This window comes from Rossellomorea oryzaecorticis, from assembly GCF_045897515.1.
Lineage (GTDB): Bacteria > Bacillota > Bacilli > Bacillales > Bacillaceae_B > Rossellomorea > Rossellomorea enclensis.
This window is the reverse complement of the sequence record NZ_JBJOSA010000005.1, coordinates 88709-114428: the sequence shown is the minus strand read 5'-3', so window position 1 is coordinate 114428 and position 25720 is coordinate 88709. Positions and strand designations below refer to the sequence as shown.

The following is a 25720-nucleotide window of genomic DNA, read 5'->3' as shown; positions in this document are numbered from 1 at the left end:
AGCTAATGCCCAAAAAAATCATATCTATGGCAGGAGAGGTTTTACTTATCATAACCGGTATCATCTTTGTGAGTGCCTCTTCAGTACTTTTTGAAAACCAATCACTTTCAGTTTTCTCTTATATGAGGCAAATTGGGGAAGTATTCAAAGATTTACTGTCACCAGGAGACCTTGTTTACGTTAACCCGATTTCTGATATCGAGAGAGAGTTATTCCCTATTCTTTTCCTGGCATACTGGAGCAGTGCACGCATTTTCTTTCTATCATTAATACTGGCATTATTTTTTTCTGTCATTCTGTTAACCTTTTATTTCTCTATGAACAGGTTATTTAAAAAGGGTGTAAAAGCATTCTCATTCTTAATTGGATCTTTACCCGATATTTTCATTATCATCTTGACCCAATTGTCAATCATATGGTTTTTCAAGAAGACCGGTCTTCTCCTGATTGATACTGCGGCTGTCGGGGAAAATCAGGTGATATTGCTTCCCGCCGTCACATTGAGTGTACTTCCATCATTCTTCTTCTTCAGCAATATGGTCGGATTTCTCCGCGAAGAAGAGGGAAAGCCATATGTTGAACTGGCAAAGAGCAAAGGGCTTACTCAATTCAGGATCCTGTTTATCCATATGATGAGAAATGTCCTGGTCAGCCTTACATATCACGGCAAGCAGATTGCTTGGATGATGATCTCCAATCTATTGATCCTTGAGTATTTATTCAACGTTTTTGGCATAACGTCTTTCCTGTTCACTTATAATACCCCTTCAATCTTTGCAGTGGCCTCGATCCTGCTTTTTCTTCCGCTTTACCTGTGTTTAAAACTATTACAAGTGTTAATCCTTAATAAGACTGGAAAGGAGATGAGCCTTTGAAGACAGCTGCATTTTATCGGATCGGTTTGATTATATGTACAAGTTCCATTCTCCTGCTCCTGATCTCCAGTCTTATATACAACCTGCTTCCTGATAACGACATTCCACAAATGCTGCTTCTTCGGAATGATGATGGCAGGATTATAGGGGATGCACCTTTTGCCCCTTCATGGCAATTTCCTTTTGGGACTGACCGCGAAGGGTACGACATCGGATATAAGTTGCTGGAAGGTGCAATTTATACAATCGGGGCTGCAATTATCATTTCTCTCCTAAGTTTCATTGTTGCATTCGGAATTGGTATATTCGGGGGCTTTTCTAAGTTCAGGGTAAAATCTTTTGCCCATAAATTCTTTACAGCATTTTATTTCATCCCTCAGTCCATTATCGCCTATAACATTTTGTACCCGGTCATATGGGAGCCGATGGAAGGATTCACAACTACCCTTTCTGAAAGAATCGTTATAGAAGTACTTGTACTCGCTCTCATTACTGTTCCGACTACATCCATTCTTATATCGAACGAAACGGAACAGATTCTCAGCGAAGAATTTATTGCATCTGCCAGGGTATTGGGGGGGAGCCCATTATTCATTTTTTATAAACATGTGTTCCCTCATTTGAAGATGCGTCTGTTTATCATTTATCCAAAAATCGTCATCCAGATGCTTCTGATCATTGCACACTTAGGTTTTTTCACCCTTTATTTCGGGGGGACCGATGTATGTTACACCCCGTTTTGTCATCCCCCAAAGCCGTTCATTCAAGAATGGTCCGGGATGATGGGAACAAGCTATAAGGAGCTTGGTCTCTCGTGGTGGATATTCATGGGGCCGCTGCTGTGTTTCACCGTGACGATCTTACTGCTCAACGGCATCACGAAATGCATAGCGGGGCTCGTTGAACATGACCGTTATCAAAGGAAGCAGAACTCCTGTGAAGATGAGACTCATAGCTTTGAATCAGAATCGGATAAAGAAAGGTTTATCTTACTTAAAAACTAATATTAATGGAAAATAATTCTTGTTACCCATCAATTAATCTGCTAAAATTCTAAAAACGCATTGGGAGGTAAACAAATGATAACGTATCCAGTTTTAAATACACATTCAAAAATAGGCGTCACCGCACCTTCATCGGGGGTGTCTTCTGCCTATCACCCTTTATTGAGACAGTCAAAACAGAGATTAGAAGAAAAGGGATATACCGTATCATTTGGAGAAACTGTGTGGACACAGGAAAAAGTGAGGGCTGCAAGTGCAGAAAAGCGGGCATCAGAATTCATGGGGATGATGGGGGATGACGAGATTGAAGCTATTATTCCACCATGGGGAGGGGAGCTTCTTACTGAAATTCTTGAGTTCCTTGATTTTGAAAAAATGAAGGCTAAATGGGTACTGGGATATTCAGATATCAGCCCTTTGCTTCTCGCGATTACACTCAAAAAAGGAATCGCCACCGCTCATGGCACGAATTTCATTGATTTAAGGGGAGAATATTGGGACGAGACGACTGCGATGTGGGAGAAAGTACTGACCACAAAGCGTGGAGAATCCATTTCTCAGACATCTTCTATTAAATATCAAGATCAATGGGAGCACGAAAATCCATCTCCATGTGTCTTTCACCTTACCCATGAAACAGAATGGAAAACCGTCAGCAATAAAGATGAAAACCTTAAAGGAAGACTGCTTGGCGGCTGCATTGATATTATTCATCACCTGGCAGGCACACCTTATGGGGACGTTAAAGCATTTCATGAGACATTTGCGGACGGGGAACCATTGTTATGGTATTTTGAAAATTGTGAATTGAATACGACCGGGCTGCGCTGCGCTCTGGTCCATATGAAAATGGCAGGATGGTTTGATCACTGCTCCGGAATCATCTTTGGTAGAAGTGCCGCGAATACTCCTGTAAATGGCTATCTTGTAGAAGACGTTTACAGGGAATTGTCGGAAGAGCTTGGGATCCCTGTAATCTATGATATTGACTGTGGACACCAGCCTCCTCAAGTGACGCTTGTCAACGGTGCTTGTGCAGAGGTTAATGTTTCTGGGGGCAAAGGAGTTATAAGGCAATTTTTTAAATAGAACACAGTTAACTTGAGGCGTATATGTTTACAAAGTGGTAATCCAGGAAGATACGGAGATTGGAAAGGAACACTATATTCATGTTTAGAAAGAAAGAAAGTATCAATTCTAAACGGATCCACATCATTGGCTCTGTTGCCAGCGGTAAATCTACTTTAGCGAGAAAATTATCTGATGATATGAATATAGCATACTATGAACTGGATAATATCATGTGGGAGCGAAGGGAAAAGGGAGACCGGCGCAGGTCGGAAGAAGAGCGGACGGCCATCCTTCATTCTATCGTGTACCAGGAATCCTGGATCGTCGAAGGCGTGCATCACCAGGAATGGATGAGGGAAAGTCTCGAACAATCAGACCTCATCATTTTACTGGATACACCTAAACAAAAACGCACCTTCCGTATTATCAAAAGATTTATAGAAGAAAAAGCTGGAATCAAGAAAGGAAACTACAAACAAACACTTCGCATGCTAATGAAGATGTTCGAATGGAGTCGACGATTTGAGAATGAAGAAAAAGAAACAATACTCAGGCTGCTGAAACCTTACCACTCCAAAGTGAAAATTATGAAAAGCTAAGCCATGTCATTTAATGGAAGGAATTAATCAAATGAAAAGAACTGGAAACAACATTTATATAAGACCTTATTATCTTGATGACGCAGATGCCATGCTCTCATTTGAGCTTGAAAACAGGGACTTTTTCAAGGATTTCTCGCCCTTGATGAATGACGATTTCTATTCGATTCAGTCTCAGAGAGAGCGGGTGGAGCGGACTGCAGGAAGAATGGAGAGGGATGAATACTATGCTTTCGGTATCTTCCTTATCGGAACAGATGAACTAATCGGCAATATTTCGCTTTCTGATGTCATAAGAGGTCCGTTGCAGTGCTGTTATATAGGCTATTCTCTTTCAAAAAAGCATAATGGAAAGGGATATACAACGGAGGCGGTGAGGCTTGCAGTGGATTATGCCTTTAAAGAATTGAAGCTTCACAGGGTGGAAGCCGGGGTGATGCTTCAAAATATCGCATCGATGAGAGTACTGGAGAAAGCAGGTTTTCACAAAGAGGGGATATTTGTGAAAAATGTGAAGATCAATGGAAAGTGGGAAGACCATCAGCATTACGCAATCATCAATCCCGAAGATTGACCAATAGGAAAGAACGAAGATATCTGGTTCTTCGTTCTTTCCTGTATTAAAGAAATAAAACCATATATTCTTCGTCAAAATATTCTCCCTTATATTTGATCGCCCTTTTTTCAGTTCCATAACTATGAAACCCGATTGAGCTATACAACCTTTTTGCAGAATCGTTAGTGGTAACGACCGTCAGGTTTACCTGTTCAATACTTTTCAGATTCCCTGCTTGTAAGAGTGCTTTCTCAAGCAATGCTCTGGCAATCCCATTCCCTCGATGCTCAGGCGTCACATACATACCGAATATAGATGCCTTATGCTTCATTTTTTCAGCGGTTTCAGGAATCAGTACAAGCATGCCGGATAATGAATCGCCGATGTATGCACCAAATGTATAATTTTCTCTCTGATCAAGCCTCGCAGCGATGTGCTTAAGCGGATTTTCTCTGGATGCAGTTTCCTCATAGCTTGCCCCGAAAGCCTCTGGATTTGTCTTAAGAGCTTCCAGTCTAAGCTTAAGGTAGTCCTCCGCATGGGAGCTATCCAATCGCAAAACTTCCATTATTTACAACCCTTCTTTCTATAAAGTGTTATGATAGTAGAAACGTAAAGTTTCCGAATAGTATTTTATTCGATCAAAACTTTTTATTCCCTTTAATTTTGAAGGAGGCCGGAAATTGTATAAACAGGATTGCCTTGGCTGCAGGCTGGCCAACAAAGAGGAAAAGGTTTTCACGGTGTATGAAGATTCTTTTTTAAGCTGCATACTTGATCACGATCCCTTCAATCCAGGACATGTATTGATCCTCCCTAAGGAGCACTTTGAAGAAGGCGTGGATTTTGACATGAAAATGAATATAGCCGTTATGAAAGCCGTACAGCTGATTTCGAAAACGATAGAAGAAATTTATCTTCCTGATGGCATCACCATCTGTCAGAATGGAGGGATCTTCAGTGAATTGAAACACTATCATATGCATGTTGTCCCGAGATATAAAGGACAAAACTTTGCAGAGTTTTATCAAGATAGCCCTGATATCGCTGATCCGCATGAACCATTACCCTCTACAATGGTAAAGATGAAATCAATGATTGAAAGTTTAGTAGAAAGGGAGAAAGAAAATGTTACATAAAGAGTTTCAACAGAAATTGGATCAATATGCAGAACTTGCAGTCAAAGTTGGTGTAAATGTGCAGGAGGGTCAGGATTTATGGGTGGCCGCACCGCTTGGAACCGAAGAACTGGTAAGAAAAGTAGTACGGCATGCTTATAAGGCGGGTGCAAGAAGTGTGCATGTTCAGTGGGAGGATGAAGACATCATCCGTACACATTATGAGCTTGCACCTGAGGAAACTTTTCAGGAGTACCCTATCTGGCTGGCCGAAGCGCATGAATGGGTCGTTGATCGGAAGGGTGCCTTCCTGCAAGTGGAGGCGCCTGATCCTGATTTACTGAAAGGAATTGATCCTAATCGCATCCAGGATTTTGAAAAGGCAAAGGGCCTAGCACTCGACCATTTTTTTGAGGCGATTGACAATGATTCCGTTAGCTGGTCGATCATCGCAATGCCTTCCCATAAATGGGCGTCAAAGGTGTTTCCGCAGCTGGAAGTAGAAAAAAGGGTAGAAGCTCTTTGGGAACGCATCTTCACCGCGGTCAGAATAGATGCTGAAGACCCTGTGTCAGAGTGGAAGAACCACATTGAAACACTGAAAGCGAAAGCTGAAGAACTTAATAACATGAACATAAGAACGCTTCACTACAATGCTGAGGGCACCGATCTGACGATTGAGCTGCATGAAGATCACTTGTGGCTTACCGGGGCAAGCAAGACCCCGGAAGGCACCGACTTCATCGCCAACATGCCCACTGAAGAAGTCTATACGGTACCAGTCAGAACAGGGGTGAACGGGATAGTAAAAAGCACCAAACCGCTCGCATACAACGGCAATGTGATAGAAGATCTCACACTGAGGTTCGAAAATGGAAAGATTGTTGAGATGGAGGCACGGGAAGGTAAAGATATTTTAAAAAAGATGATTGAAACGGATGAAGGAGCTTCCTATTTAGGAGAAGTCGCACTTGTCCCTCACAGATCTCCAATTTCTGATACTGGAGTTCTCTTCTTTAATACATTATTCGACGAAAATGCGTCCAATCATCTGGCGATTGGTTCATCTTACCCTACATGTATCAAAAACGGCAATAACCTCACTGATGAAGAAAAACAGGAAAAAGGGCTGAACGAAAGCATTGTTCATGAGGATTTCATGATAGGTTCTTCCCAGATGGATATTGACGGAATATTAAGTGACGGCAGCAGGATTGCAATATTCAGGGATGGGAATTGGGCGTTTTAAATTATTAAGCAGGGAACAGTGCGGTGAGCACTGTTCTCCTTCATGTTCAGGAAAGGGGTAATGTTGATGATTTATGAAATGACCATACAAGTCCGTGTTCCAAACATGAGAGAAGGACAAAATTGGTATGAAAAACTTTTAAATAGAGGGCCTGACTTTGTTCCTCATGAAGGATTTGCTGAATGGGAACTCATTCCGGGGTGCTGGCTTCAGGTTGCAGAAGGTGAACCGTCTCTAAAAAGCGGACCGCTCCGACTTGGTGTGGCTGACATTGAAACAGAAAAAGCACGATTGATCCACTTATTGAATGTGGAAGATTTCATTATCCATTCAAGGAAAGAAGTACCCGTGAAATGGGCGACATTCGAAGACCCGTGGGGGAATGGAATCGGGCTGTTCCAATATCACGATCAGCAGGAAATCCAAAAGAGGATCATACCTATTTTAGGGAGGCACATCCAATGAATAAACAAGAGATATCACAGCGCTTTAAAACATTTGCAGAAATGGAATGCAGGGATTCGAGCCCCCTTTATGAATACCTTTCAATTAAAATAGCAGCTGATGATGAACTATTGGAGTTATGCACTTACTGCAGGGATGGCCAGCCTGTTCCTAATCTGTTTTTAGGCGGGGTTCATTTCCTGTTGATGAATGGCTCCTCCCATCACTTGCGAAACTATTATCCGAGCATCGTACAGGACCCACTGCCAGTCAAGAAATCATTTAACCACTTTAAACAATTCTGCCTTTTGAATAAGCATCAATTGATACCCATCCTTCAAACAAAGCTTGTCCAAACCAACGAAGTAAGAAGGTGCGCCTACCTATACCCTGCTTTCTGTTATATGCATGAATTGACGAATAAACCGCTTGCCTTGATGGAAATTGGAACGAGTGCAGGGTTGCAGCTTGGCTGGGATCAATACCGCTATCAATATGACATTGATGATGGGGAATACGGAAATAATTCATCCAGCATTCTGATCAGTTCTGAAGTAAAGGGAAATCATCATCCTGTCCTTTATCCAGAACCGCCCCCGGTTGCCTCCCGGACGGGATATGACTTACATATCAATCATAAAGAAGATCATCCGTGGCTGCTTTCCCTTATCTGGCCGGAACATGAAGAAAGGAGGAGTTTATTTACAGCTGCAGCCGAGAGTATCAAAGAGCTGGATATTGATTTCATAGAAGGTGACGGAATCGAACATTTCCCTGAAAAAATCAAAGAAATTCCCGACAACGAAGTCATTTGTATTTTTCATACCCATGTCGCCAATCAAATTCCTGAATCTGCAAAAAGAGTTCTTTATGACAAAATCAAAGAAATTGGCCGTCACCGTGATATCTTTCATCTATACAATAATATGTGGGACAGGCAGCTTCATTTGGATTGTTATATCAACGGAAAAGAGGACTGTCATCTTATTGGGGATACAGATGGGCATGGGCGCTGGTTTGAGTGGAATTTACTTCAAGAAAAATCTACCACATAAACGCATAACGTGGTAAACTATTTTAAATTTACTACTAAAGGAGAACAATAGATGGGGGAAATCGTAAGGCTGGTTAAACCGAATGTAGAATTGAGGGATGAATACCTTGATTTTTACCGGGAATGGAAAAATTCAGGGGAAGATATGGTTCCTTGGGTCATAAAGAAAGACCCGACAGACTTTGATAAAATGATTCAATCATTGCTTGATGCAGAGAAAGGGGAGAATCTTCCGGAAGGCTGGGTACCTGATTCCACTTATTGGCTGGTTGGCGAAGATGATCGGGTGATAGGGGTTGTCAATATACGTCACGCATTAACTGAATCTCTGTTGAATGCAGGCGGGCATGTGGGATATGGCATCAGGCCGACGGAAAGAAGAAAAGGCTATGCGACGAAGCTTCTCTCACTTTCATTGAAAAAAACAAAAGAACTTGGAATCCATAAGACTTTAGTTGTCTGTGACAGATGGAATGAAGCATCAAGAAGGACGATCCTGAACAATGGTGGAACACCCGCCGATGACTTTGTCGAAGAGGACGGCAATGTAATCCTTCGTTTCTGGATAGAGATGGAGTAAACATAATGAAGCATACTGCCCAGAGCCAGAGCCTGGGATAGATTATTTTTTGTTTCATGTAGGAAGGAGATATTGACTGTCGATCATGATTTCGACGGTTTTTTCCTGTATGTACCTTTACTTCCCTTACAAATAGAGAAATAATATGAATATGTATGCACTGAAATCATGAATAAACATGCATAAAGGAGGTGAGATGAGGTGTTTTCTGAAGAAAGAAGAGAAAAAATCCTCGTGAAAGTTGAAAAAATAGGCAGGGTTCTGGCAAAAGATCTCGCAGACGAATTCCAAGTATCGATTGATTCCATACGTCGGGACCTATCCATCATGGAAGAAGAAGGCCTGCTGAAGAGGACACACGGGGGAGCACTCCCAAATCCGAAAGCAAGGAATAAACCTCAGATGCCTGACGAACGGTATGGAGAAGCGAGCCAAGCCCAGAAAGCGATTGCCAGGGCAGCTGCAGGGTTAATTAATGAAGGTGAGACTGTATTCATAGGCGGAGCTTCCATACATAACGCCATGATTACATACCTGCCAAGGAATATCCCATATACTGTTGTCACTAATTCATTGGAAGTCGCATACCGCCTCAAGGAATACACCAATATTGAAACCCTTTTGATAGGGGGCATGGTGAAGCGATCCGGTAATATCATGGACAGCCTCGCCAATGAATACACAAAACAGTTCACGGTAGACGTAAATTTTGCTACGGCAGGCGGAATCTCCGTGCGGGGCTTAAGTACTTCAACAACGGAAGTGGCTGTTTTTCTCAAAACGGTCATGACACGTTCAAAGAAAAATATTGCATTGATGGAGCACCAGAAGTTAGGTGTAGATTTGTTTGCCGGATTGGATCTGCCTTTGTCAAAGGTCGACCTCTTAATAACGAATGACGAATCTGACAGAGAAAAAGTAGAAGTGTTTGAATCAGCGGGGGTAAAAGTCTGTATGGTGAGTGAGTAAAAAGTTTTTCACTTTTTAGAGGATGATCTGATTTTTGAAGGTTATTGGCTTCATTAAGACAGGTTATGTATAAATTTTTACCATCCTATTTTCCGGTTGTCCATGCGGAATAATGACTACTTCAAAATATATAAACAGGAGGTGATATTCATGAGTTTCGAAGGGCAAAAAATTCTTCCTGCGGTCAGGTCAATGAAGGACTTTGATAAGATGCTTGAGACATCATTTGAATATGGTGTGTTCCTGGACCTTCATGTGGGTATGCTGAAAAGTGTTTTTCAATATGCAAGACAACAAAATCGAAAGATGTTCCTGCATATCGATCTTATTCACGGACTCTCTAATGATGAGTATGGGACAGAGTATATCTGCCAGGAAGTGAAACCATATGGAATCATTTCCACTAAGGGGAATGTGATAAAAAAAGCACGGCAAAAAGGTGTATATGCCACGCAGAGAATGTTCGTGATCGACTCCAGCGCAATGAAGCGCAGCATAGACCTGATTCATAAAACGGAGCCGGATTACATTGAGATCCTGCCGGGAGTCATACCGAAGATCATAACAGAAATCCGTGAAAAAACCGGCAAGCCTATCTTTGCCGGGGGACTCATTGACACAATCGAGGAAGTGGAAGCAGCCATCGAGGCCGGCGCCACTGCCATTACAACATCAGATCGGACGTTATGGAAGCACTTTGATAAAAAGTAACTTCTCATTTTTAAACTAATATCGGAATTATTTCCTGTTGACAACGTTTTCAAAGCGTATTAACATAGAAGCCAAGTTAATACACTGTGCAGAGAGAAAAAGAGACTTACGCAATTCATGCCTTTAAAGGGGGCCATGTTTCGTATGTCTCTTTTTTATTTTTTAATAAAACTGTTTTCCATTGAAGAAAACGGGATATATAAAGTTAGAGTACTGACTGTACCCATTTATGAAAACGGTCTCTTCACAGACATCCCAATATGAAATGAGGTTAAAGATATGACAGCATCCTTAGGAGAAGTGGTAGGAACAGCATTACTCATTATCTTTGGTGCAGGTGTATGTGCTAATGTTAATTTGAAGAAATCCTTTGCCTATAATTCGGGCTGGATCGTCATTACTTTTGGATGGGGGCTCGGAGTTGCCATGAGTGTTTATGCAGTCGGTCAATTCAGCGGAGCTCATCTAAACCCGGCGGTAACACTTGGACTCGCTTTCAACGGTGATTTTCCATGGAGTCAGGTTCCGCAGTATATACTTGCCCAGATGATCGGAGCGATAATCGGGGCATCGATTACGTACTTGCATTTCCTGCCGCACTGGCATGCAACGAAGGATCCCGGCGTCAAACTGGGTGTATTCGCAACCGGGCCGGCCATTCCACATGTATTCTCTAATTTATTGAGCGAATTCATCGGTACATTTGTTTTGGTGGTAGGATTATTGTCAATTGGCGCGAATACTTTTACTGATGGATTAAATCCATTCATTGTAGGATTTTTGATCATCGCAATCGGGATTTCCCTGGGGGGGACAACCGGTTATGCCATCAATCCGGCGAGGGACCTCGGACCGAGGATTGCGCATTTTCTTCTTCCGATTCCGGGGAAAGGAACTTCGAATTGGGGATATTCCTGGATCCCGGTTTTAGGGCCTGCATTAGGGGGCTCATTCGGAGGGTTGTTTTACAAAGCGATCTTCACCGGTAAAGTGACTACCGGCTTTTGGGTTGTATCAATCCTTACTTTAGCCATTCTGGGTGCAGCTTACTTAAGCGACAGGAAATTAACGCTATCTCAGAAAGTAGAAAAATTATCAACTGAAAACTAAGTTCACGGGAGGAATCATCATGGAAACATATATTTTATCATTGGATCAGGGGACGACGAGTTCAAGGGCGATTCTTTTTAACAAGAAGGGCGAGATCGTCCATACGAGCCAGAAAGAATTCACTCAGCATTTTCCTAAACCGGGCTGGGTAGAACATAATGCAAATGAAATTTGGGGATCGATCCTCTCTGTCATTGCAACCGTTTTATCAGAAGCAAATGTGAAGCCTGAGCAGATCGAAGGTATCGGAATTACAAATCAGCGTGAAACAACGGTTGTCTGGGATAAAGAGACGGGGACTCCGATTTATCATGCCATTGTATGGCAGTCCCGACAGACAGCAGGGATTTGCGATGAGTTGAAGACACAGGGCCTCAATGATACATTCCGGGAAAAGACAGGTTTATTGATTGATGCTTATTTCTCGGGTACAAAAGTGAAATGGATCCTGGATAATGTAGAAGGGGCTAGGGAAAAAGCAGAAAAGGGACAACTCCTATTCGGTACGATTGATACTTGGCTTATCTGGAAGATGTCAGGCGGCAAGGCTCACGTGACAGATTATTCAAATGCCTCACGGACACTTATGTACAATATCCATGAGTTAAAGTGGGACAGCGAACTTCTAGAAATCCTTGGAGTACCTGAATCCATGCTGCCTGAGGTACGTCCTTCTTCAGAAGTATATGCCAAGACGATCCCACATCACTTCTTTGGACAGGAAATTCCGATTGCAGGTGCAGCGGGAGACCAGCAGGCTGCTCTTTTCGGTCAAGCGTGCTATGAAAAGGGAATGGGTAAAAACACGTATGGTACAGGCTGCTTCATGCTTATGAACACCGGAGATAAAGCCGTGAAATCAGATAATGGCCTTCTGACAACCCTTGCGTGGGGAATTGATGGCAAAGTGGAATACGCATTGGAAGGAAGCATCTTTGTAGCCGGTTCTGCCGTCCAATGGCTGCGTGATGGTCTCCGCATGCTAAAAGAGTCCAAAGATAGTGAGATATACGCAGAAAAAGTAGAATCGACTGATGGCGTTTATGTAGTCCCTGCATTCGTAGGACTCGGTACTCCATATTGGGACGGTGATGTCCGCGGGGCGGTATTTGGACTGACGCGCGGGACTTCGAAAGAGCATTTCGTGCGTGCAACGCTGGAATCGCTCGCATATCAGACAAGGGATGTACTTTCGGCAATGGAAGCAGATTCGGGTATCGCACTGAAAAAACTCCGTGTAGATGGCGGAGCTGTGAAAAATGACTTCCTGATGCAATTCCAGAGCGACATTTTAAATGTTCCGGTTGAAAGGCCGGTGGTCAATGAAACGACAGCTCTTGGTGCTGCATACCTTGCAGGACTTGCTGTAGGATATTGGAAAGATCGTGAAGAAATTTCGAAACAATGGAAGAAAGACAGTGAATTCGAGCCGGGGATGACGAAAGAAAACCGTGAAGAATTGTATGCAGGCTGGAAAAAAGCAGTTAAGGCAGCAATGGCTTTTAAATAAGATTCGTTTGTGTTATAATCAATTTAAGTTAATAAATCGGTAAGAGATCCAGAGAGACCAAGCTTCATTATGGATGAAAATCCATAATGTTAGTTTTGGTCTCTTTTTTTATGGATATACACTTACTATAATGTGCATTTATAAACAGAGTCGAAATTATTAATCCCTATACAAATTGTTATTTAGGAGGATATACATTATGACGTTTTCAAGTACAGCAAGACAGGAAATAAAAAACCAATTAGCTTCCGACCATTATGACATCATCGTTATTGGAGGAGGTATCACAGGTGCCGGAATCGCACTTGATGCTTCAAAGCGCGGCATGAAGGTGGCACTGGTCGAAATGCAGGACTTTGCTGCAGGAACATCAAGCCGGTCAACTAAACTTGTTCATGGAGGACTGCGTTATTTAAAGCAATTCGAAGTGAAAATGGTAGCCGAAGTAGGGAAAGAACGTGAAATCGTCTATGAAAACGGTCCGCATGTGACAACTCCGGAATGGATGCTTCTGCCTCTTCACAAAGGCGGTACATTCGGTAAATTCAGTACGTCAATCGGATTGAAGGTATATGATTATCTTGCAGGTGTTAAAAGAAATGAAAGAAGATCCATGCTTTCTTCTGCAGAGACCCTTTCTAAAGAGCCGCTTGTGAAAAAGGAAGGTTTGAAAGGCGGAGGATATTATGTTGAATACCGTACGGATGATGCCCGCCTGACAATCGAAGTAATGAAGGAAGCGATTGCGCATGGTGCAACAGCCATCAACTACACAAAATCCCAGCGATTCCTTTACGAAAATAAAAAAGTAGTCGGCATAGAAGCCGAGGATCTTCTAAATGGTGACACGATTGAAATAAGAGGGACGAAAATCGTGAATGCTGCAGGTCCATGGGTTGATGAAGTCAGAGGAAAAGACTACAGCACCAATAATAAGCAGCTCCGTCTGACTAAGGGAGTGCATATTGTCATCGATCAAAGTAAATTCCCTCTGCGCCAGGCTGTTTACTTTGATACACCTGACGGCCGCATGGTATTTGCGATTCCAAGGGACGGAAAAGCATACGTGGGTACAACCGATACTTTTTATGACAAAAACAAAGCGACCCCACAAATGACAACGGAAGACAGGGATTATATCCTTAACGCGATTCACTATATGTTCCCGGATGTAAATGTTTCGGAAGAAGATGTAGAATCCAGCTGGGCAGGTATCCGACCGCTCATATTTGAAAAGGGCAAAGATCCTTCTGAAATCTCGCGTAAAGATGAAATCTGGGAAGGAGAGAGCGGCCTCATCACGATTGCCGGCGGAAAGCTGACAGGTTACCGCAAGATGGCCGAAACGGTGGTAGATCTTGTATCGCAACGTCTAAAGGAAGAAGTTAAAAAGAAATTTCCTGCTTCTGCAACCAAGCACATGCCGATATCCGGCGGTCATGTAGGAGGATCTAAGAACCTACCGGCATTTATCGACCAAAAATCAAAGGAAGCCGTCCAATATGGATTGACTGTGGAAGAAGGGCGAAAGCTTGCCGGCATGTACGGGTCAAACGTCGATCAGGTGTTCAAGCTTGCTCATGCATATAGCGGCTCAACCGAAGTGAGTGAGGTGCCCGTCACCCTATATGCACAGCTCCTATATGCAATACAGGAAGAGATGGCTGCGACGCCTGTAGACTTCTTTATCCGCAGAACCGGTGCAATGTTCTTCGACCGTGAGTGGGTTGAGCAGTGGCATGAACCAGCCATCGAAATCATGGCTAAATTATTGAATTGGAGTGAAAGTCAAAAAGCTAAATACACTTCAGACTTAAAGAAAGAAATTAAAAACGCTGTAGTACCAGTCGATCAGCAGTAATATTTTTTCAGCAGGGTAATAAACCCTGCTGATTTTTTTGTTTTATAAAATCAGAAATAAAGACCTCTGAAATTCCGAGTATTTGGTATAATGGGAAAACAAGGGAAATTGGAGGTCTTCACGTGAAGTTATATCATACAAAAGAACATGAAAGGATAGCGGTCAAGAATGCGGCTGTTCCTAAGACGATACTGGCAGTCATCCTGACGGCGGTCATTAGTTCATTCCTTGTCAATCTTCTTGAAAAAAGAGATGTTCTTACTGCTGAATCAAATCTGGAGACGCATTTGAAAGATCTGATAAGGGAGAATCAAAAGGAAGTCAGTGTTGTTCTAAGAAAAAAAATCCGAGATCAATACTTCCTTGTATATTCAATAAAGGGAGATGAGCCTAAACTTGGATTAGCTCAATATAAAGAGGCAGATCTGCTGCCACTTTATGAACTTGTAAGTGTGGAAGAAGGAGAAGATGGTTTACTTGGATCGAGTTATTTAAATACCAGTCAATTCCTGGTTTATGGTAACCGAAAAGAAACAGGGGCAGCTTACTTTCAATATCGGGATAATATCGAATTTAAGAAGGTTGAGACAGGTAATGATCCCTATTTTTTACAGGTAGAAACATACGGAGGACAACTGGCTTTGCCTCTTGTAACATTTTACAACAATGAAGGGGAGGAAGTGGCTTCCGTTCCTGCAGAATAGAGAATATCATGATATGCTTAAAATTATATAAATATATGAATTCGTGTGGAAATCAAAACACTCTTCTGTGCATCGAAGCAGAGAAGCATTCTTAGCCTGATGATGCATTTGAAAGTTAAGGGATAAACTAGTAGTATAAATATGAAATTGACACCATATCCTCGATTTTGGCGGCTTCAATGGGATGAAGCCGCCTTTTTTCTATGACTTTCAAAGCCGGCAGATGAATATAAAGGACTTAAAGGACGTGAGTGACTATGAATAGAAAAACCGCCATCGTGACGGGTGCAAATAGCGGGTTCGGCTTGCTTTCATCGATTGAACTGGCCGAATGTGGATTTCAAGTATTGGCAACAATGCGTGACATTACTAAATCAGGGGAATTATTGGCTAATGCAAAGGAAAAAGGAGTACATTCGTTCATCACGATTCTTCCCCTGGATGTAACATCGTCAGGATCCATTCAGAAATTCAAAAATGAACTTGCTCAAGGATACACTTCGATAGACCTTTTATTGAACAACGCAGGTTTCGCGGTTGGAGGCTTTGCAGAAGAAGTCAGTCTTGAAGATTACAGGGAGCAATTTGAAACGAATGTTTTCGGGGTGATGGCAGTCACTCAAGCAGTTTTACCATTCATGAGGAATCAGCGAAAGGGAAAAATCATTAATATGAGCAGTATCAGCGGGCGTTTCGGGTTTCCGGGGTTAAGCCCATACGTTTCTTCAAAACATGCCCTGGAAGGATACAGTGAAAGTCTCCGCCTGGAACTGAAGCCGTTCGGCATAGATGTGTTTTTACTCGAACCTGGTTCATATCATACGAATATATGGACTACAGGCATGAAGGTGTCGTCCAAATCACGTGATAAAAAGTCCCCTTACTTCCCATATATGAAAAAAATCGAATCTGAATTAGAATCGGGCCGGGCCAGTTTAGGAGATCCCGCAGAAATAGCATCCATCATCGGGGCCATTGGAACAGGTAAAATAACCACATTCAGGATACCTGCAGGGAAAGGGACTAGGCTAACCATCATGTTGAAAAGCATACTTCCTTGGGGGCTTATTGAAAAAATCGTATTGAGGAGATTAAATATCTAGCTTTTGAAGAATTTATCTGAATTATGGGACTACTGCTTTATTGAAGGAGAATATTGTCAAAAGATAGAATTACATAGGAAAGCATGATCACATTCGTGATATGTTTGAGTTCTCTAAAAATAATCTAAAGAAAGACACGTAAAGGAGATGTTGTGAATGGTTAAAAGAACCGGAGAAGTTGTAATGGGAATTATCGGAATCGTACTATCAGCTTTATTTTCAATCATCGGGATCGTGACAAATATGAGTATTGACGATCCTATGGTCATGGAAGAAATGGAAAAGATGATCGAAAGCGATCCTGCGATTACAACCCAGGATTCATCATTTATTATAGGGATTGCTGAGTCAATGGGATGGTACCTTATCCTGATTGGAGTCATAGCTTCCATTCTTGGCCTCATTGCCGTTCTGACGATTGTTAAAAATAGAAAGCCGATTCTTTCGGGCATCATGTTCATTCTCGCCGCCATTGTGATAGGAGTCGGCACCATCGGCTTCGGCTTTATCCCCGGGCTGCTTTTCCTGATTGCGGGAATCATGGCATTCGTCCGCAAACCGAAACCAAGTGAAACGGTATATTAAGCAAGAAACATTGAAGCATAGAGGCTATCCCTCTAAGCTTCTTTTTTATAGCCTGTATACGCGAGGTTTATATAGAAGTTTATATTTTTGAGACTGTTACTGCCTGTAAATAATTCGAATCGGGAGCCCTTAAAACCTTTTCTATCGCTGTCATTAATTCTTTCCCGAAACCTATTCCTTGAAAATCAGGATGCACCATGAGCTTGGTGATGTGACAAGTTCCATTGTATTCCCTCGCACGTACTGAACCAATTATCTTTACATTCTTCAAACTAATTTGAGAATGTGACTCTCAAGTTAGTTTGAAGAAGAGGCTCGATTTCATAGTTGCCTTCAAGTTCCGCTTCACTTACATAAGCAAGTTTTTGTATTTTAAGTATTTCAGCTGCATCTTCAATTGTTGCCTCTAATATCGTCTTATTTATCATATTTACCTCCAATCAAAATATATTATCATTAACATATTCTTCAATTGGAGAGAAATCCCTTTTCATTGATACTTCTTGATTTTCTTTAACTTCTATACTATCTTGAAAATAGAGCATAACTAATAACAAAGAGACACCGGTTGCCGCCGATGTCTCTTGCCACACAGCAACTGCAAGGAAAGCAGTGGCCCAATAAAGAAAGGAAATAACTCTGCCCTTCCAAGTTCAGGCGCTTAACGAGGGTGGGGTTATTTCTTATTGTCATTCGAAATAACAATGGCAATGATGGAGACGATCAAAGAGCTGAATGTAATCATTAGCGTCAAAGCCTCATACGTTGTCACTATAGGCACCACCTCCTTTAGCCAGGAAGTGGCCACTCCCACCCTACATCTGCTGTGTATCAAAATTATACCATATAAGGACTCAACCACTTATAGGAAAGAGGTAGGAAAAGCATTACCTTTGCAAAAAAACAGATGGGTATCCTGTGGTTATCACTGGATTGTTTGATTGCGAACATTTCACGGAAAGAAAAAAATATGTTAGCATGAATATGCTCATAATAAGCGATTACATATAACTAAGAATTTTTGGGAGGAACAACATATGCAACAAAGATTAGAGACGTTTCAGCAGTGGTTGAAAGATGAGAATATAGAAGCTGCATTTATCAATTCAACGGAGAATGTGTTTTACCTGACTAATTTTCATACAGATCCCCATGAGAGGCTGATGGGTTTATTTATTTTCCCGGAAGCTAAACCATTTGTGGTGGTACCTGGAATGGAAGCCAGACAAGTAAAGGACGCCGGCTGGGCAGGTGAGGTCATCGGATACTCCGACCATGAGGATCCGTGGGACTTCATTAAACAAGCAATCAGTAAGCGTGGACTGCATGGAAATAGAGCAGCAATTGAAAAGGACGTATTGACATATGGGCGCAGTGAAGCGTTTTTATCCATGTTTAACAAACCAGAGGTTGTCAATCTGGAAGATAAATTAAACGATATGCGCGTGGTGAAAGACGAAAAAGAAATCGAGATCATGAGACGCGCTGCCGAGATGGCAGATTTCGGAGTAGAAGTAGGGGCCGCTGCCCTCAAGGAAGGCATAACCGAAATGGAAGTTCTTGCGAAGATCGAATATGAACTGAAGAAAAAAGGCATCAGGGAAATGTCTTTCTCAACAATGGTATTATTCGGTGAAAAGGCAGGCGATCCACACGGCAATCCCGGAGACAGAAAGCTCAAAGCGGGAGACTTTGTCCTTTTCGATCTTGGAGTGGTCCTTGAAGGGTACACATCTGATATCACCCGGACATTTGCTTATAAATCCGTTTCGGACAAACAAAGGGAAATTTATGAAACGGTTCTTAAAGCAGAGCTTGCTTCCCTTGAAGCCAGTAAGCCGGGCAGCCGGATTGGAGACCTGGATCAAATTGCCCGTGATATCATCACGGAAGCCGGATATGGAGATCACTTCCCTCACCGCATCGGTCACGGCCTTGGGATCAACGTCCATGAATTTCCGTCGATGAGCCACTTGAATGACGGCATTCTAAAAAAAGGCATGACGTATACAATTGAACCTGGTATCTATGTACCTGAAATCGGCGGAGTAAGAATTGAAGATGATGTACTCATTACGGAAGACGGTCATGAAACCTTAACCAAATTCCCTAAGGAACTTCAAATTATCGAGTAAGGAGTTAAGAGGAGCTGGTGCAATATCAGCTCTTTTTTTATTTTTTGGCATACGACTCAATTGGTAAGTCAGCGTAAGCCGATTTAAGTTGAAACTTATCTGCGGGTCAAACGTATTAAATATTATCAAGCATTAAAAAGGAGAGAGCTATGAAAAAATTTATATTAGTACTATTTTCAATATCCCTTCTTACCGGCTGCGGAATATTAGAAGAGGCCAATAACAGCTTAACGTACGCAGAAGAAATGACTGATTACTTGAACGAAGCTGAACAGTTTGCCAATGATTTTCCTGCCCTGGTGGAGAACGCTTCTGCAGACAATTCGGCTTTACCTGAATTAGAAAGACGACTGAACGACATGAAATCGGAAATAGAAGATATAAACAATCTGACTCCTCCATCCATTGCAGAAGATCTTCATGAGAGAGTTATTGATTATAATAATAAAGCTCTTCAGGGCATCGACGAGGCGCAGTCCCAAATCGATAGAGGGGAAGTAAGCTTGAGCGAGCTGCAAAATCTTGAGATCGTAAGAACGTTTGATCAGCTTCAAGATATAAAAGGAAACTTAGAAAACCTGGGTCAATAGTGTAACTTGAGGTATAGTAATGAACAAAATCATTGCTGTACCTTTTTATTTAAAATGAAAAGGATATATGTTAATTGAGGCGGGAAGGATTTATTTGTTCTTTAGAACAAGGGTTCGGGAAAACATGTTATAATGAAGAAATAATAAACATGAACAGGAGACATTCTATGAAAGTTGTGATTGCCGAAAAACCCGATCAGGGAGCAACTTTAGCCAAGCCGTTTCCTCATAGGAAGAAACAAGGATACATAGAAATTCATCCGAATGAAATATTTCCAACGGGTGCATATGTTACATGGGCTGTCGGACATTTATTTGGACTGCAGTCCCCTGAAAAATATGACAGCAAGTGGAAGAAGTGGACGCTGGAAGACTTGCCGATCATTCCCGGACGTTTTCAATATGAACTGTCCAGGGCAAAAGCAAAACAGTTTGGAGTCATCAAGCAGCTGCTTCATAATAAGGATGTAAATGAAATCATCCATGCTGGGGATGCAGGGCGTGAAGGGGAATTAATCATCCGTAACATTATCTCAATGGCACGGGTGCAGAAACCGATTAAAAGATTGTGGATATCATCACTGACGGAAAAAGCAATCATTAATGGTTTTAGGGGACTGAAAGAAGAACATGAGCTTCGTAACCTTTATTACGAAGCATATTCACGTGCCTGCGCTGATTGGCTCGTTGGAATGAACGCTTCGAGAGTGTACAGCATTTTACTGAAACAACAAGGCATGGCGGACGTGTTTTCAGCAGGGAGGGTACAGACCCCTACGCTTGCCCTTATCGTCAAACGTGATGAGGAAATCGAACGATTCAACAGTGAACCATTCTGGGAAGTGAAGGCTGATTTTCAATTTGGGGAACACATTTATGAAGGCACATGGCAAAGAGAAGGAGAAAGCCGAATTCAAAGTGAGGAACTTGCCAGGAAGATATCTTTATTCTGTAAGGATAAACCGGCTGTGATTACAGAAGTGAAAACGGAAAGAAAAGAATTTTCACCTCCTATGCTGTTCAATCTTTCAACATTACAAGCAACTATCAATAAGATGTTCAAATTTTCTCCAAAGAAAACGCTGGATATACTTCAGAAACTTTATCAAAAAGGCATCGTATCTTATCCCCGGTCAGATTCTCAATATGTAACCAAAGGGGAAGCTGAGACGTTTCCTGAGATACTCAATAAATTAAAGCAGTTCGAACCTTATCAACAATGGATCCCGGCTCCTCAAATGAGCTTGATCAACAACAAGAGATTTGTAAACGACGCCAAGGTATCCGATCACTATGCCATCATTCCAACTGAACAGGTTACTGACCCTTCTTCTTTGTCACAGGATGAGAAAAAGATCTATGATATCATCATTAAACGTTTCATCGCTGCACATCATGATAAGGCCGTCATAAATTACACGTCCATCATAACAGTTGTCGATGGACGTGCTGAATTTGTTTCCAAAGGAAAACAGATTCTTCAAGAAGGCTGGAGAAAGATCATCATTGAGAATGATAAAGAAAAAGAACCTCTGCTGCCTCCTGTAAATGAGGAGGACCAGGGTATAGTGAAAAAAGTGAATATGAAGGAAGGCAAGACTCAGCCTCCTAAAAGATACACTGAAGGTCAGTTGATTACTTTAATGAAAACAGCCGGGAAATATATAGAAAATGATGAACTTGAGAGGGTTCTCAAGAAAACGGAAGGTCTGGGGACGGAAGCGACACGGGCCGGGATCATCACAATGCTGAAAGATCGTCAGTATATCACGATACAAAAAAACATCGTATATCCAACCGATAAAGCAAAAGTGCTCATCCGTGCAATAGGAGAAAACGTACTTGCCTCTGCTGAGATGACTGCAAAATGGGAGCAGCGCCTGCATCAGATAGGCGTCGGAAAAGCTTCAGCTCCTGAGTTTATGGAACAAGTGAAGAAATTGAGTCACTCACTTGTTCAAAACGCATTAAAGGAAGCGAAAGCCTGGAATTTTGAGGGCCTTGATACAGAATCCATACAACGTAAAAATGGGAAATATGGAAAGCGGGGAAGTAAAGCAAGTCTGGGTGCTTGCTTAAAGTGTGGTGGCAAAGTCATCGACAAAGGAAAATTTTACGGCTGCAGCAATTACCAAAAAACAAAATGCAGCTTTACGATTTCAAAAACAATCCTTTCCAAAAAGATTACGGGTGCCGTTATCAAAAAAGTGTTAAAAGAAGGAAAGTCAGATCGAATCGACGGATTTAAAAAAGGGGACAAGCAATTTTCTGCTTATCTTGGATGGGATCATCAACAAAAAAAGATACAATTTTTATTCGATATAAAGTAAGTGACAAAAAGAAATAAGGCGGTGACATCATGCTGGCAGCCAGTCTGTTTAAAGAAGTTTTCTATCAGTCAAGGATTCCTCAGCTCGTGATGACCTTAGATGAGACGAAGGTGATGGTCAATCCCGCTTTCAAACAATTTATCGGTTATATTGATGAAACATGGCCATGGAGTTCACTTAAAGATTTTTCCCACCCTGAAGATTATGAGACCGATATGCAATACCTCGGGGAAGTCATTGAAGGAACCCGACATGAATACCAAATGGAAAAACGCTTTATCACAAGGACGGGCGGGATCAAAACTGGAGACCTGCATGTATCACTCATACAGGATCAAGGAGTGTCCTATGTATTGGGGCAGGTAATCGATATAACAGAGAAGAAAGAGATAGAGGCAAAGAAACAAAAAAGTGACGAAAAATATCGGCTGCTTGCTGAAAACTCTTCTGATATCATCAACCTCCATGAGCCGGATGGATCCTATATTTATTTATCTCCATCCATCTCTTCCCTGGGTTTCTCTCCGGATGAATTGGTAGGCAGACATCCTTATGATATCATTCATCCTGAAGATCAACAGAAAATTGAAGAATTATTATCATCTCTTAACGAAGAGGACCATGTCATCCAGGTCACATATAGGGTTAAGGGAAGTGAAGGGGAGTACAGCTGGTTTGAAAGTGTCCTGAAAGCCATCTTTGATCCCGAATCAGGAGAAATCCTGAATATTGTTTCTGTTTCACGAAATATTGAAGAACGGCGTAAAATCGAGGAACAAATCAAGAAATCGGAGAAGCTTGCTGTGATTGGACAAATGGCTGCAGCAGTTGCTCACGAAATAAGAAATCCTCTTACTCCGATTAAAGGATTCCTCCAATTGTGTGATGATAAGAAACAGTACAACGAAGAATATTTGAATATTGTAGTGAAAGAGATCAATAGAATGGAAGAAATCATTTCGGACTTCTTATTTCTTGCCAAACCCCAAGGGATTTTACGTAATCCTTTAAATATAGATGAATTGCTGAAAGAAGTTATCACGATTGTTGAAACCGGGATAAAAAGTAAAAACGTTGTCATAACCATGAATGCGATTGAGCGGAATGTAGCTCTATATGGCTGTCCTAATGGAATGAAGCAAGTACTATTCAATATCATTCAGAACGCCATCGACGCCATTTCAGTCAATGGAAGTATTGAAATTGATACAGCCATTTCAGGAAATGAGTTCGAGATATCCATTAAAGACGATGGAGAGGGCATCCCACAAGAAGTGTTTAAGCATTTGGGAGAGCCGTTTTATTCAACCAAAGAAAAAGGAACCGGATTGGGCTTGTTGATTTCCCACAAAATCATAGAAAATCACAGCGGAAGAATAGCTTATGTTTCAAACCATGGTGAAGGAACAACAGTGAAAATCAGCTTACCGCTTCAAAACAGTGATGCTTCGTAAAGGCGTCGCTGTTTTTTATGTATTGAAAGTAGAAAGAATTCTCCCTTCCACGTTTAATTCCTGCTAAAAAGGATAAAACAACTATGTACACAAAGAAAAGTTGTTTATGGAGGGTTTATAGATGAAAAAAATATTAATGGTATTGACAAATGCAAGCAAAATCGACGATGAACATGAAACAGGCTTATGGCTTTCAGAGTTTGCAGAACCATACGAGGAGTTTACAAATCAAGGGTTTGAAGTTGATGTAGCCAGCCTGAAGGGAGGCAGGATTCCTCTTGACCCAAACAGTCTGGATGATGAAAATGTAGAAACTTGGAAAGGAATCACCAAAGAACTCGATCAGACATTGGTCCTTTCCCAGCTGAATGTGAATGAGTATCATGGAATCTTCCTGCCTGGTGGTCATGGAACGATGTTTGACCTGCCTGACAGCCCGGAATTGAAGGAAGCTTTGGCTCATTTTGCAGAAAATAATAAAGCGATCGGAGCTGTTTGTCACGGTCCAGCCGGCTTCACAGGAACAAAGTTATCAAACGGCAAATTCCTTGTTGACGGAATCAGTATGACCGGGTTCACAAACGAAGAAGAACAGCAGACGGGTCTGGATTCTTTAATGCCGTTCCTGCTGGAAACAAGGCTTCGCGAGCAAGGAGCGCAATTTGAAAAGTCGGAAGCATGGAGTGAACATGTTATAACAGACGGTAAATTTGTTACGGGTCAAAATCCGCAATCAAGCCAGGTGACGGCAGAAGCATTCGTTAAAGTACTATCTTGATTTTAAAAATGACACTGCTTAAAGAGTTACTCCAAGGAGCTCAATATAGCTTTTAATTTCCAAAGATGGTCCCCGCACTTTCAAGGGGCCGTCTTTTTTTCATTTCAAATGGTAAGAAGCATCCATATTAATTCTTTCACTCCCATATGGTAAAATCTAATGGGGACATTTATCGAAAGGAGTACGGTAATGATCAGATTATTTATACAGATCATGATTTTATGTTTATTTAATGAAGCAGGAAAATGGTTCGCGGCCTTCTTTCATATACCAATACCGGGAAGCATTATTGGAATGCTGATATTATTTATACTTTTAGTCACAGGAGTCTTTAAAGAAAAGTTATTGATAGAGGGAGCAAACTTTTTTCTGAAGTACTTCTCATTTTTTTTCTTGCCATTATCCGTGAGTGCCATTGCCCTTGGTCCATATCTATCTTCGTATGGATGGAATCTTATCTTGATTCTTATTATAAGTGTCTTTGCAGGATTTGCAGCCACTTCTTCATGGGTTCAGGGATATATTCACATGAGGGAGAAAAATTTATATGATAGCAATCATTAAAATAATTGGAACAATAGGGGTTACTGTCTTGTACTTTATCCTTTCAATAAAAGTACACCGTTTGTGGAGCAGACCGATTACCATTCCTATTTTCTTGAGCTCTTCGGCACTCATTCTTACATTGCTCACTCTCAACATACCATACAAAACTTACGCAGAAGGCACTGAGATTATTACTTACCTGCTTGGGCCTGCCACTGTGGCGCTTGCCTATCCTTTGTATCAATACCGCAAGCTTATCCTGAGACACTGGCAGCCTATTTTATCAGGAATCGCGACAGGCAGCGGGGTATCCATGCTGCTCACTCTTCTTCTCGCAACTTTAATGGACATACCTGCAGAGTTCATCCGTTCCTTCCTTGTAAAAACAATTACCACCCCTGTAGCCGTGGACATTGGAAGACTGATACATGCAAAGATTGAAGTGATTCCCGCTGTAGTTATCGTGACAGGAATACTGGGGGCCATGTTTATGCCATCCATTAACAAACTATTAAACATCACGCACCCGATTGCGAAGGGTCTGCCATTCGGAGTCATTTCGCATGGTATCGGTACGGCTCAAGCGCTCAAAGAAGGGGAACTTGAAGGTGCCGTAAGCGGAGCTGCTATGGCATTAACTGCCGTTATCATGTCCTTTATCATACCCATTGTGTTCTTGTTTGTTTGAGGAAGAACGTTTTTTCAACGACACACTGAGGTTTTATAGAGCTTTTCCTTTTAAAAAATAGCTGGTTTAGGTATAGTAAGGGAAGATGAAATCAAA

29 protein-coding genes are annotated in these 25720 nt (G+C 41.7%); 25 read left to right on the top strand and 4 right to left on the bottom strand.

Translation table 11 applies throughout. From position 1 onward, the window contains the following. The first annotated feature begins 5 nt into the window (after positions 1 to 5). The 5 genes from ACKA06_RS08055 to ACKA06_RS08035 all read left to right on the top strand — a co-directional run bounded on the left by ACKA06_RS08055 (position 6) and on the right by ACKA06_RS08035 (position 4123). A complete protein-coding gene (locus tag ACKA06_RS08055; protein ID WP_032088547.1) occupies positions 6 to 875 on the top strand; it encodes an ABC transporter permease subunit in 870 nt (289 codons plus the stop codon). Beyond that, a complete protein-coding gene (locus ACKA06_RS08050) occupies positions 872 to 1879 on the top strand; it encodes an ABC transporter permease (RefSeq protein WP_214874120.1) in 1008 nt (335 codons plus the stop codon). Before ACKA06_RS08055 ends, ACKA06_RS08050 begins: the two co-directional genes overlap by 4 nt. A gap of 75 nt (positions 1880 to 1954) precedes the next feature. Then, positions 1955 to 2968: a S66 family peptidase gene (locus tag ACKA06_RS08045; RefSeq protein WP_214874121.1), complete on the top strand. Its 1014-nt coding sequence runs from the start codon at positions 1955 to 1957 to the stop codon at positions 2966 to 2968. Positions 2969 to 3048: 80 nt separating this feature from the next. Beyond that, entirely contained in the window at positions 3049 to 3549 is a 501-nt protein-coding gene (locus ACKA06_RS08040) for a P-loop NTPase family protein (protein ID WP_058298751.1), read from the top strand. 31 nt (positions 3550 to 3580) lie between these two features. After that, on the top strand, positions 3581 to 4123 hold the full coding sequence (locus ACKA06_RS08035) for a GNAT family N-acetyltransferase (RefSeq protein ID WP_214874122.1): 543 nt from the start codon (positions 3581 to 3583) through the stop codon (positions 4121 to 4123). 46 nt (positions 4124 to 4169) lie between these two features. On the opposite strand, the gene ACKA06_RS08030 is transcribed toward ACKA06_RS08035, so the two are convergent. Further along, complete coding sequence (locus tag ACKA06_RS08030; protein WP_214874123.1) at positions 4170 to 4673, bottom strand: GNAT family N-acetyltransferase; 504 nt, start codon at positions 4671 to 4673, stop codon at positions 4170 to 4172. Between the two features lie 115 nt (positions 4674 to 4788). Here ACKA06_RS08030 and ACKA06_RS08025 point away from each other — a divergent pair, with 115 nt between their 5' ends. The 13 genes from ACKA06_RS08025 (at position 4789) to ACKA06_RS07965 (ending at position 17103) form a co-directional block, all read left to right on the top strand. Further along, on the top strand, positions 4789 to 5244 hold the full coding sequence (locus ACKA06_RS08025; protein ID WP_197670910.1) for an HIT family protein: 456 nt from the start codon (positions 4789 to 4791) through the stop codon (positions 5242 to 5244). Continuing rightward, positions 5234 to 6472 carry an aminopeptidase gene (locus ACKA06_RS08020; RefSeq protein WP_197670911.1) on the top strand — a complete coding sequence of 413 codons (1239 nt, stop codon included), beginning with the start codon at positions 5234 to 5236 and terminating at the stop codon, positions 6470 to 6472. Before ACKA06_RS08025 ends, ACKA06_RS08020 begins: the two co-directional genes overlap by 11 nt. 66 nt (positions 6473 to 6538) lie before the next feature. Continuing rightward, a complete protein-coding gene (locus ACKA06_RS08015) occupies positions 6539 to 6937 on the top strand; it encodes a VOC family protein (protein WP_058298584.1) in 399 nt (132 codons plus the stop codon). Further along, positions 6934 to 7971 (top strand): DUF2332 domain-containing protein, encoded by a 1038-nt coding sequence (locus tag ACKA06_RS08010; protein ID WP_214874124.1) that lies wholly within the window; start codon positions 6934 to 6936, stop codon positions 7969 to 7971. The genes ACKA06_RS08015 and ACKA06_RS08010 overlap by 4 nt, the downstream gene beginning before the upstream one ends. A gap of 51 nt (positions 7972 to 8022) precedes the next feature. Beyond that, a complete protein-coding gene (locus ACKA06_RS08005) occupies positions 8023 to 8550 on the top strand; it encodes a GNAT family N-acetyltransferase (RefSeq protein ID WP_214874125.1) in 528 nt (175 codons plus the stop codon). Between the two features lie 201 nt (positions 8551 to 8751). Next, positions 8752 to 9519, top strand: a complete 768-nt coding sequence (locus tag ACKA06_RS08000) for a DeoR/GlpR family DNA-binding transcription regulator (protein ID WP_214874126.1) — start codon at positions 8752 to 8754, stop codon at positions 9517 to 9519. Between the two features lie 150 nt (positions 9520 to 9669). Beyond that, the gene (locus ACKA06_RS07995; protein WP_032088537.1) at positions 9670 to 10230 is read left to right on the top strand and encodes a glycerol-3-phosphate responsive antiterminator; all 561 of its coding nucleotides are present in this window, start codon (positions 9670 to 9672) and stop codon (positions 10228 to 10230) included. A gap of 279 nt (positions 10231 to 10509) precedes the next feature. Beyond that, the gene (locus ACKA06_RS07990; RefSeq protein WP_214874127.1) at positions 10510 to 11340 is read left to right on the top strand and encodes an MIP/aquaporin family protein; all 831 of its coding nucleotides are present in this window, start codon (positions 10510 to 10512) and stop codon (positions 11338 to 11340) included. Between the two features lie 19 nt (positions 11341 to 11359). Further along, the gene (glpK, locus tag ACKA06_RS07985) at positions 11360 to 12850 is read left to right on the top strand and encodes a glycerol kinase GlpK (protein WP_411159403.1); all 1491 of its coding nucleotides are present in this window, start codon (positions 11360 to 11362) and stop codon (positions 12848 to 12850) included. Positions 12851 to 13049: 199 nt separating this feature from the next. After that, on the top strand, positions 13050 to 14711 hold the full coding sequence (locus ACKA06_RS07980) for a glycerol-3-phosphate dehydrogenase/oxidase (RefSeq protein ID WP_411159402.1): 1662 nt from the start codon (positions 13050 to 13052) through the stop codon (positions 14709 to 14711). A 122-nt stretch (positions 14712 to 14833) separates the two neighbouring features. Next, positions 14834 to 15415 (top strand): hypothetical protein, encoded by a 582-nt coding sequence (locus ACKA06_RS07975; protein ID WP_411159401.1) that lies wholly within the window; start codon positions 14834 to 14836, stop codon positions 15413 to 15415. Between the two features lie 257 nt (positions 15416 to 15672). Further along, positions 15673 to 16518 (top strand): SDR family oxidoreductase, encoded by an 846-nt coding sequence (locus tag ACKA06_RS07970; protein ID WP_032088532.1) that lies wholly within the window; start codon positions 15673 to 15675, stop codon positions 16516 to 16518. A 156-nt stretch (positions 16519 to 16674) separates the two neighbouring features. After that, complete coding sequence (locus ACKA06_RS07965) at positions 16675 to 17103, top strand: DUF4064 domain-containing protein (protein WP_081941157.1); 429 nt, start codon at positions 16675 to 16677, stop codon at positions 17101 to 17103. Between the two features lie 79 nt (positions 17104 to 17182). Here ACKA06_RS07965 and ACKA06_RS07960 read toward each other — a convergent pair whose 3' ends face one another. The 3 genes from ACKA06_RS07960 to ACKA06_RS07950 form a co-directional block, all read right to left on the bottom strand. Continuing rightward, the gene (locus ACKA06_RS07960; RefSeq protein ID WP_411159400.1) at positions 17183 to 17374 is read right to left on the bottom strand and encodes a GNAT family N-acetyltransferase; all 192 of its coding nucleotides are present in this window, start codon (positions 17372 to 17374) and stop codon (positions 17183 to 17185) included. A 1-nt stretch (position 17375) separates the two neighbouring features. After that, positions 17376 to 17531, bottom strand: a complete 156-nt coding sequence (locus tag ACKA06_RS07955; RefSeq protein WP_411159399.1) for a hypothetical protein — start codon at positions 17529 to 17531, stop codon at positions 17376 to 17378. A 248-nt stretch (positions 17532 to 17779) separates the two neighbouring features. Continuing rightward, on the bottom strand, positions 17780 to 17875 hold the full coding sequence (locus ACKA06_RS07950) for a putative holin-like toxin (RefSeq protein WP_224874344.1): 96 nt from the start codon (positions 17873 to 17875) through the stop codon (positions 17780 to 17782). A 265-nt stretch (positions 17876 to 18140) separates the two neighbouring features. Here ACKA06_RS07950 and ACKA06_RS07945 point away from each other — a divergent pair, with 265 nt between their 5' ends. The 7 genes from ACKA06_RS07945 (at position 18141) to ACKA06_RS07915 (ending at position 25624) form a co-directional block, all read left to right on the top strand. Continuing rightward, on the top strand, positions 18141 to 19238 hold the full coding sequence (locus ACKA06_RS07945; protein WP_411159398.1) for a M24 family metallopeptidase: 1098 nt from the start codon (positions 18141 to 18143) through the stop codon (positions 19236 to 19238). Between the two features lie 149 nt (positions 19239 to 19387). Then, entirely contained in the window at positions 19388 to 19828 is a 441-nt protein-coding gene (locus tag ACKA06_RS07940; protein WP_411159397.1) for a DUF6376 family protein, read from the top strand. A gap of 167 nt (positions 19829 to 19995) precedes the next feature. Next, positions 19996 to 22158, top strand: a complete 2163-nt coding sequence (locus ACKA06_RS07935) for a DNA topoisomerase III (protein ID WP_411159396.1) — start codon at positions 19996 to 19998, stop codon at positions 22156 to 22158. A gap of 29 nt (positions 22159 to 22187) precedes the next feature. Beyond that, positions 22188 to 23612 (top strand): PAS domain-containing sensor histidine kinase, encoded by a 1425-nt coding sequence (locus ACKA06_RS07930; protein WP_032088528.1) that lies wholly within the window; start codon positions 22188 to 22190, stop codon positions 23610 to 23612. Between the two features lie 121 nt (positions 23613 to 23733). Continuing rightward, the gene (locus ACKA06_RS07925) at positions 23734 to 24390 is read left to right on the top strand and encodes a type 1 glutamine amidotransferase domain-containing protein (protein WP_214871483.1); all 657 of its coding nucleotides are present in this window, start codon (positions 23734 to 23736) and stop codon (positions 24388 to 24390) included. Between the two features lie 189 nt (positions 24391 to 24579). Continuing rightward, on the top strand, positions 24580 to 24954 hold the full coding sequence (locus tag ACKA06_RS07920) for a CidA/LrgA family protein (RefSeq protein ID WP_411159395.1): 375 nt from the start codon (positions 24580 to 24582) through the stop codon (positions 24952 to 24954). Further along, a complete protein-coding gene (locus ACKA06_RS07915; RefSeq protein WP_214871485.1) occupies positions 24938 to 25624 on the top strand; it encodes an LrgB family protein in 687 nt (228 codons plus the stop codon). The genes ACKA06_RS07920 and ACKA06_RS07915 overlap by 17 nt, the downstream gene beginning before the upstream one ends. Positions 25625 to 25720: the final 96 nt, after the last annotated feature.